The sequence below is a fragment of the Blautia sp. 1001283B150304_161114_C9 genome (assembly GCF_015668165.1).
GTDB lineage: Bacteria > Bacillota > Clostridia > Lachnospirales > Lachnospiraceae > Blautia_A > Blautia_A wexlerae.
The window spans coordinates 1-7,990 of the sequence record NZ_JADPGO010000061.1 but is presented as its reverse complement, the minus strand read 5'-3'; the positions used below and the strand labels follow the sequence as shown (position 1 = coordinate 7,990).

At 33.3% G+C, this 7,990-nt stretch carries 8 protein-coding genes and 1 pseudogene; all 9 read right to left on the bottom strand.

The annotated features are described in order from the left end of the window. Positions 1 to 596: 596 nt before the first annotated feature. Positions 597 to 983, bottom strand: a complete 387-nt coding sequence (locus I4V44_RS16850) for a PAS domain-containing protein (RefSeq protein ID WP_118522014.1) — start codon at positions 981 to 983, stop codon at positions 597 to 599. A 157-nt stretch (positions 984 to 1,140) separates the two neighbouring features. After that, positions 1,141 to 1,974 carry a PGN_0703 family putative restriction endonuclease gene (locus I4V44_RS16845; protein ID WP_147419406.1) on the bottom strand — a complete coding sequence of 278 codons (834 nt, stop codon included), beginning with the start codon at positions 1,972 to 1,974 and terminating at the stop codon, positions 1,141 to 1,143. Between the two features lie 150 nt (positions 1,975 to 2,124). Continuing rightward, on the bottom strand, positions 2,125 to 3,105 hold the full coding sequence (locus I4V44_RS16840; RefSeq protein ID WP_118522016.1) for a translation initiation factor 2: 981 nt from the start codon (positions 3,103 to 3,105) through the stop codon (positions 2,125 to 2,127). Positions 3,106 to 3,116: 11 nt separating this feature from the next. Continuing rightward, positions 3,117 to 3,554 (bottom strand): DUF4869 domain-containing protein, encoded by a 438-nt coding sequence (locus I4V44_RS16835; protein ID WP_118522017.1) that lies wholly within the window; start codon positions 3,552 to 3,554, stop codon positions 3,117 to 3,119. A gap of 88 nt (positions 3,555 to 3,642) precedes the next feature. Next, on the bottom strand, positions 3,643 to 4,107 hold the full coding sequence (locus I4V44_RS16830; RefSeq protein WP_118522018.1) for a DUF4869 domain-containing protein: 465 nt from the start codon (positions 4,105 to 4,107) through the stop codon (positions 3,643 to 3,645). 199 nt (positions 4,108 to 4,306) lie between these two features. Further along, entirely contained in the window at positions 4,307 to 6,343 is a 2,037-nt protein-coding gene (locus tag I4V44_RS16825; RefSeq protein WP_196002998.1) for a GmrSD restriction endonuclease domain-containing protein, read from the bottom strand. A 309-nt stretch (positions 6,344 to 6,652) separates the two neighbouring features. Further along, positions 6,653 to 7,141 carry a hypothetical protein gene (locus I4V44_RS16820; RefSeq protein WP_182433744.1) on the bottom strand — a complete coding sequence of 163 codons (489 nt, stop codon included), beginning with the start codon at positions 7,139 to 7,141 and terminating at the stop codon, positions 6,653 to 6,655. A gap of 77 nt (positions 7,142 to 7,218) precedes the next feature. Further along, complete coding sequence (locus I4V44_RS16815) at positions 7,219 to 7,407, bottom strand: ATP-binding protein (RefSeq protein ID WP_147417354.1); 189 nt, start codon at positions 7,405 to 7,407, stop codon at positions 7,219 to 7,221. A gap of 208 nt (positions 7,408 to 7,615) precedes the next feature. Next, positions 7,616 to 7,990: pseudogene (locus I4V44_RS16810) on the bottom strand (AAA family ATPase); the annotation flags it as partial.

The following is a 7,990-nucleotide window of genomic DNA, read 5'->3' as shown; positions in this document are numbered from 1 at the left end:
ACATATATCGGAGAATTCAGTGCCACCTGAAATGCACTGTTATCAGGATTTACAAATCTACCCATTCCTTACACCTCTCAATCAAAAATGGCTCCAGGCTATCAATTATTCCAAGTAAAATAATGATAACATGAAACCATTTTAGCGTAAAGCTGAAAAAAGCTGTTATATATCCAGACACCCGAGCTATATCGGGATTCTATAAAATAATCACAGCTATTTTGCGTAAATAGAACCAACAATCTTTCCCCGTAATGTACACGGCAGAATTTTACATAAGAATCTCAGAATCTTATACTTCACACCCGCCACACAAATTGGAGCACAATTCTTTTTCTGTGCAATCCGCGCAATATATGTACCAACAGCCTCCGGTGGCTGAACTCATAGACTAAATAGCCAGCCTTACTCAATGCTACTGCAATACATCGTCCGATTCCGGAACTTCCGCCGGTGACAAGAGCTGTTCTTTTCTGTTTTGATTCCATATTGTTACTTACCTCATTCCATTTTTTCTTCTTACCACACGGGTAAGTTCCTGTCGTATTTCCTCATTCTTGAATAACTGCCTGCACCATTCGTCCTGTGCCATAACATCACCACAAATCATATTGTTTCATAGTTTCTGAATTTCGATATTCATGTTTTTCATAATATCCTATCAGTCTTCCCTCTTCTCTGAGTGCAACCATATAAACATCTTTATTCTGCTTCTCATTATGGAAAGTATAGACAAGGTTATGGCTCTCATCTGCCCCAAACCAGTCCACTACCTTCTGTATTTTATCCCTGGATTCCTGATTATGACAATCTAACAGGCTTCTTCCAATAAGTTTATCACCGCCTCGCTTCGCATAGCTTTTAACAGCTGCCGGATTCATGTAGATAATCTCATGCTTAAGATTACATATAACAATCGAAGCTCTGTCCTGGTCAACAATACTCTTATAAAAACTAATCATATATCTTTTATGTCCCTTCATTTTTTCTCTTTGTTATATTTCTGTGGCTCTTTATCTTTAGAACCTTTCAACTTCCGGTTCATGTGTAAATGATGAAAAAATTGCTATTGCATTCTTAAGCTAGAACACCTCTGTATTTCCATCATCTTCTTTTGAATGTAGCTACATATAATTTACTTTAATGTTCTTCGTTCCATGAATCCAAATACTTGCTCTTGAATTTGAAATAATAATCCTTCAATGGTTCACACTCTGCAACTGTCAGCAGTGTAATTTGTATCATATCTTCCCAATATATATTTCGTATATGTTGGTTTTCCATATTATCTATATACGTCCGTCCATCGCAGATTCCCTTTGCATCATTTGCTCTCGGCGTTAAAAACAGGACATAATCTCTACTGTCAGCATATACAATATTTCGGTTAATTTGATAATGTCTGTAGAACTCTTTCTTATCTGTAAAAAGGAAGGTACTACTTGCTATTAAATTTTTATATATGTGATCCCATTTTCGGTTATATTTATCAGGATCTCTTTTATCGGATGAAATACCACCAAATTCTGTCTCTGTATACTTACACTCAAAAGAAATTCTCTTTCCATCATCAAGAGTCAGATAAAAGTCAAAGTTTGTACCTTCCTCGTGATCTGGTTCATATTCAAAAACTGCATTTTCTATTTTATATCCTTCTATAGAAATACCACAGCATTGCAGAACTGCAAGAAGATACCCTTCATACTCTTCCTTTTCAAAAAATTTCTTAAAAAAATTGATACACATAACCTGAGAAGAATTCAGATGTGATGCTCCCTGATGATATTTAATCTCACCCTCCGATAAATTTCCCTTTATACAACATTTTACAGGATAACATCCATCAATGAAATTGTTTCTCATATCTGTCAAAATGTGACCATAACTGACGCCCCGCCATTTTCCTCTTGGTATCCAATCCGGAATTGCACTTCCCATCGCTTTTTGAACTTTTTTCGCAAATGTATTTTCCATATCCATTTACTTCCTCTTCTTATTGTTTTTTATTCATAAGGTTCCTTGCTATCCAACATGTATCTAAAACATACTATAAGAAAAACAATCTCTGGTCCATCTTCCCTTCCGGTACATGATTAGGTGTTCAGACCCCGATAGGCCTCTCAATCAAAATGGCTTCTTCCAATTGAGCTTAATTTTTTTCATCTGCTCAAGGATTAAAGCTATCATATTTTCACTCAGATATGCCTGATTTAATTTCTTTTTTACGTATGCCAAATAAGTATCCTTTGTTTCCTTAATCAAAACTGCTGTAAAAAACCTTTCCCAGCTGAAATATTCTTTACATTCCACATACTCAGATGGATCATCTAAAATTTTATCTACAAGACTATTTTTAAGTATTCCTGCCGATAAAATCAGCCATTCAAACGACTCTGGCAAATATAAAGCAATATTTTCTTTTTTTTCTATCAGACGCAATACTTTATCGATTTCCGAACCAAATGCCGCGCCATCTGCTATCACAAGCATTTTTTCATTCTTATGTACATTTAAATAATGAAATACGTTAGATTTTCCATTTAATGTTTCACATTTTAATCCATTATCTTTGCAGACATGTTCAAAAAACTGATATCCTGAATTACTGTCCTCAGTAATAACAATTTCAGGATTTACACTGTCCTTATAAGTATCTGCACCATATATTCTATAAAATTCATGGTAACTTTGCTTTAAAGTTCCATATTTTCCAGAAGTTTTTATTCCATAAATTTCTTCCACACTATATGGCAAAGAAGGCAATGACTCTCTGGATGCAATCACATAGTAATTATCCGTTTTCTGAATCTTGCCAGCAAATTCTTCTGTTTTTATGAATTCATTTCCCTCATCAATAAAAATAATGCTGTCAGATATTCCACTTAACTGCTCTTTCCACAGAGCACCTTCCAATACAAAACATTTCTTATCACAAATCAATTCTACCGGAGTACCTGATGGATTATTTACATAATCCTGAATCATATCAATAAGAGTGGTTTTTCCTGTCGCGCTGTCGCCACGAATAATTGTTAAATTACGTCTCAATTCAAAATCATATTTTAAACGTTTAGTTGAAACAACAACTCTATGCTTTCCCTTCATCGCACTCTCTCCTAAACAAATTCTCCCGCTATCGACACAAGTTCTTCCATAGAATGAACAATTTGATCTGTATTCAAAATATGAATACTAAAGGATTCTGGTCCAAAATCCATTAAATGCAAAAGATTAATTGTTCTATCCTCTGATTCTGCAATTTTCAGCAGCCACTTTGCACAATTATCACCACAGGTTGACGCATTAAAAATTTTGTCTTTATCAAATTTAACTAGAATCAATGTTTTCACACCGCCTGATAACCCAGTTGGCGGTATTTTCCCCAACACCGGGCTGTCTATTACACCGCCATCCAGTACAGTTGATTTATCTACATCCTGAATCATTTCCTTTACAAATGGATCTATAATCCATTCATCTTCATAATCATATTTAAAATAAGAAGCTGTATTATACACAGCATCTGACATATCACCAAAGAAAATCTTTAACATATCGTCCACGTTCCTCCAAGCAAATACTCTTTTTTAATAATTAGATGGTCATATCCTCAGCGACTTTAAACGAGATAATATTACTTTCTCAAAACTTTGTGTATAAGTCACACGCTTCTCTTCCCTCATATTCTTTACTCCACCATGCATTATATCCTCTTCCTCCAGTCACTACGTCAGAATTATTGAATCTGATTTGCACATCATCCGGAATATCAACAAGTGTAGGTCTTGACATATAAATCTTTATATTGTCCATTGTAAAAATGATTTTAAGCACATTAGGACCACATTCCTCCACACGCACCAATTTATCCGGATGCTTCACAATGTTAAGCAACGTCTTACATCCTGATGACAAATTGCGGATCGTACCTAAGCCATATTTTGTCTCAATACGCTTGTCTGACGTCAGTTTTGCTTCATCCACACGCTGAATCAGATTTATTTCATTTTGTGACATCACTTCATTACCTGTATACAAATTGAAATATAAATCATTCCGAAGAGTCCAGTCTTTTGAATCTTTTTTTTCTGTGTATATATCTATCATTTAATGCCACTCTCTTTTTAGTCAATACTTTCTATATTTTCGTAAAGCACCCTTGTCGCCATAGAACGATTCCATTTCTTCGTTTCAGGATTAATCCTTAATAACTGGTAACTTCTAGTATTAATATATTTATGAAAGAATTATTCCAATAATTCAGGCAGTTCATAATATTCAAACTCTATGGCGCAAAACTCCAATGTCACTCCTGCAAGCGATAATCGTCAATATATGATTCCGTTCCTTCTGCTGTTTTGTATTTCCACCATTTCCACCCATTAGTCGAAACTGTCGAGTTGCCACCCATATCTATTTTTGCATTGTTTGCCGCCGTAGAAGGTGAAGTTCTGGAACCATTATAGAGTACTTCTTGTAATTCAATATTAAAGCTTGCTGTAACTGTTTTTTTCTTATAATTTCCCCAAACACTAATTGAACCACTATAGTCAGGAGGATTTTTTAAAGTTCCCAAGAATTTTTTTTCTATAATCTCCGCTTTAGCAAATATCTTGGTATTAATAGCATCGTAAATTAGCTTTGCTCGTTCTTCAAGAAAGTCTTTATAAAAACCTTCATATAATCCTATGATTATATCGTTTGGAATCATATGATTATTAAGAATTAAATCAAAATGTTCATTTGTTTTTGCAAGCTCTTTCATATATACATGAGGGGCTTTTTTACCAATTTTTATGTTAGTTATCTTAGGAATTAAGGTTCTATTTGCAATACAATTAATCATACTAACTTCAATATTTTCATCCGCCAAAGAATTGAGGTATTCTTTTGGAAAAATATGATGATCGTCAACTTTATCTCTGAAAGATATTTTACTGCTATTAGTCCAATTTAGCAGACCACCGGCATTGTAATTTATAAAATTCAGTAAAGCAATGTATATGGCACTACCTTTTTTATTATATGAAAGGATGTCTTCATAGCTATTTATAAGAGAATGAAGCTTCTTAAAATAATATCTATTTGTTACTTTTTCATTACGAGCTACACAAGAAAGCGTATATGCGTCAAGTAGGATAGTTTCATTTGACGAAGAAACATATCTTTGTGATAAAACAGAGTTCCAATACCAGTATTCAAAAAAAGTCTTTTGATCTTCCGACATTTCAGAAAAATTTTTATTTGGCAGATTGTTCAAGAACATCATGATAGGAATTATGGTGTTCGGATAAGGCATCCATTTGGTATTCAGAATAAAGTGATTATTGATCAGGTAATCAAACGCCAATTTATAAAGATCAATTGCAATATCCCAATAATCATTAAAATCTGTAGCGTTTAATGAACTAAGTATGTACTTTTTGTCGACTTTTTTTCCATTGCTTGATAAGTATGCTATGCTTCTTGCGATAATTTCTCGATTAAGTGTTATATCAGGATTTTCTTCTTCGAAATCTTCAATTTTTTGCCTTAAATTAAATCCACTTATTAATTTAGCAACGAGAATATCTACAAAAGTCAAAGATACACCTAAACTATTACTTCGTTCAAAGAAAAGAGCAAATTTTTCAGCGGACATATCAAGAAGAAAATATGCTACAAGTTTTGGACTTTTAAGTAAATCTTCCAACTTTTGAATAAAACGTACATACGATTTGAAAGAAAATTTTTGATCATCTTCGCTCAAATGTGCTACATATTCTAAGTCATTATAGTATTCTTTTAAATCATCCTCCATTAAGGAATCTTTTATTCTTTTATATACAGTGGATAACTGGATTGATAAATGCTCAGTATCCTCTGTACCAGTAATATCATATACTAAAGCTTCTAATGGTATATTAGGTATTTTTTCATCTTCATATATATTATCGAGTTCATCAGAATTTTTAAATATAAACCAAATCTCATCAATTCCTTTTAAAGCCCTATAAATAGATGTTATTCGTTGTTGTCCATCTAAAATAATTTTATAATTTGCTGTAGATGTTTTGACTTTTATTTCTTCTTCAGTAATGTATATCGTTTTAAGCTTTTTTCTGCTACCAGTTCCTTTTCTAGGACGAGTATCTAATTCTCTAACTGTTAGTCCAAAAGAGGGGATACCGTAAATAATAGAACCGATAAATACATCTTTAGATAATGAGTCAAATAAATCGTATGTGCGAGAAATATCCCAGACAAAATCTCTTTGAAATTCAGGCAAAGATACAGTTCCGATGTCAATTTTTTCCACTATATTAATTATTGATTCTGTATCTGGCGTAATTGTGTTATTCATAAAGTTTATGTCCTTTCTTTGGTAAGAGGTCAGTCAATACTATAAAAATAGCAATTGTGAGATTTGCAATTCTACCTTCTCTTTTATCTCTGCTATTTCATCTAACACCTCATAGTGTCAGACTCTAATGCTATATCAAAAATATAAATAAATATATTTATCTACCTTTAGTAAATCATGTCTTCTGGTTAGATGGTCAGAACCTCAGTGGTTCTTTCCTCCAAGCAAATACTGTACCAACGGATCAAATATCTTAAAATATCCGTTGGCATACACACGGACACTATCAATGGTATTTGTAATAAATCATTACAAAATTTTCGAAATAAAATGATCTGCCTCAATAATATGCTTTACATTTTTCTCCCTGGAGTCAACAATACTCACACGTCCATTCTCCGCTGTCAAAGTCACACTGGAACCATCATTCCGATAAACAGTCATATGTTCCACTGGGCGTTCCAATGTCTCTATTGGATCCTTCATCTTTTTTAATCGCCGATACTCATATTCCGGAATAAAAAATTCAAGTTTTGAAATAGCTCTTTTTTTCTTTAATGGTGTTTTTCTTAATGAACCATTTTTATTCATAAAACGATCCGCAAATTCAACATTTTCCGTCATTTTATCAATTACATCCGAAATCCCTTCAATCTGCTCAATCGGTCTTTCCTGTAATACTCCTGTTATAATTTTCTTATAGTCTTCTTTTGAAATTTCTACTGACAGCTCATTTCTTCGTCTGTCATAAGTTTCCCCTGATTCATAAGTAATTTTATAGCAATAGTTAAAGTTCAAATCTTCCATGCCTCCAATCAAAAATAGCTTCATGCCATCAAAATTTTCAACTAAAATAATGATAGCATGAAACCATTTTAGCGTAAAGCAACATTCTCCATAAAGAATTCAATAATTTTTTCAGCCAATTTATTATGAAGACTATTGCCAAATTCATCAATGATCAGCATTCCGGCATTTTCTATTACCCTGATCAGATGAGGCAGCAAATCGGCAAATACCTGGTTTCCCTGCAATTCGCCCTTGTTGCCATAGAGCAATTCCACTTCTTCGTTTCAGGATTAATCCTTAATAACTGACAACTTCTAATATTAATATATTTATGAAAGAATTCTTCCAACAATTCAAGCGATCCACAATATTCAAACTCTATTGCGCTAAACTCCAATGTCACATTACATTTATAGACTTTTCATCAACTTTTCACTAATTCATTATTTTATTTATCGGTTAGTTAGATGGTCAGACCCTCAGTATCTCTCCTGCATCAAGCATTGTAAATTCATCAAAATTATTTAATGCAGACTGTGTTTTTTCTTTCTTTATCGGCAAAATACCTGTAAGATACGCCAGCTGAATATATTTTGTCGGTTCCGTTCCCTTAAACATTGCCCGCAAAAAATTAATGTACTTTTCCTGTACTTTTTTATTCGCCGCTTCATCTCTGATCAGAACATCCCACTCATCAATAATTATAATAAATTTCTGTCCAACAATATGTTTAATACGTGAAAGACTTTCCGACAAACTTGTCTCTTCCTCAGGCAGAACGCCAGGGTAAATCTCTCTCAATTCAGCCTGTACGGATTTCGTAATAAACGCTACAACATTATCCACATTATCACAATT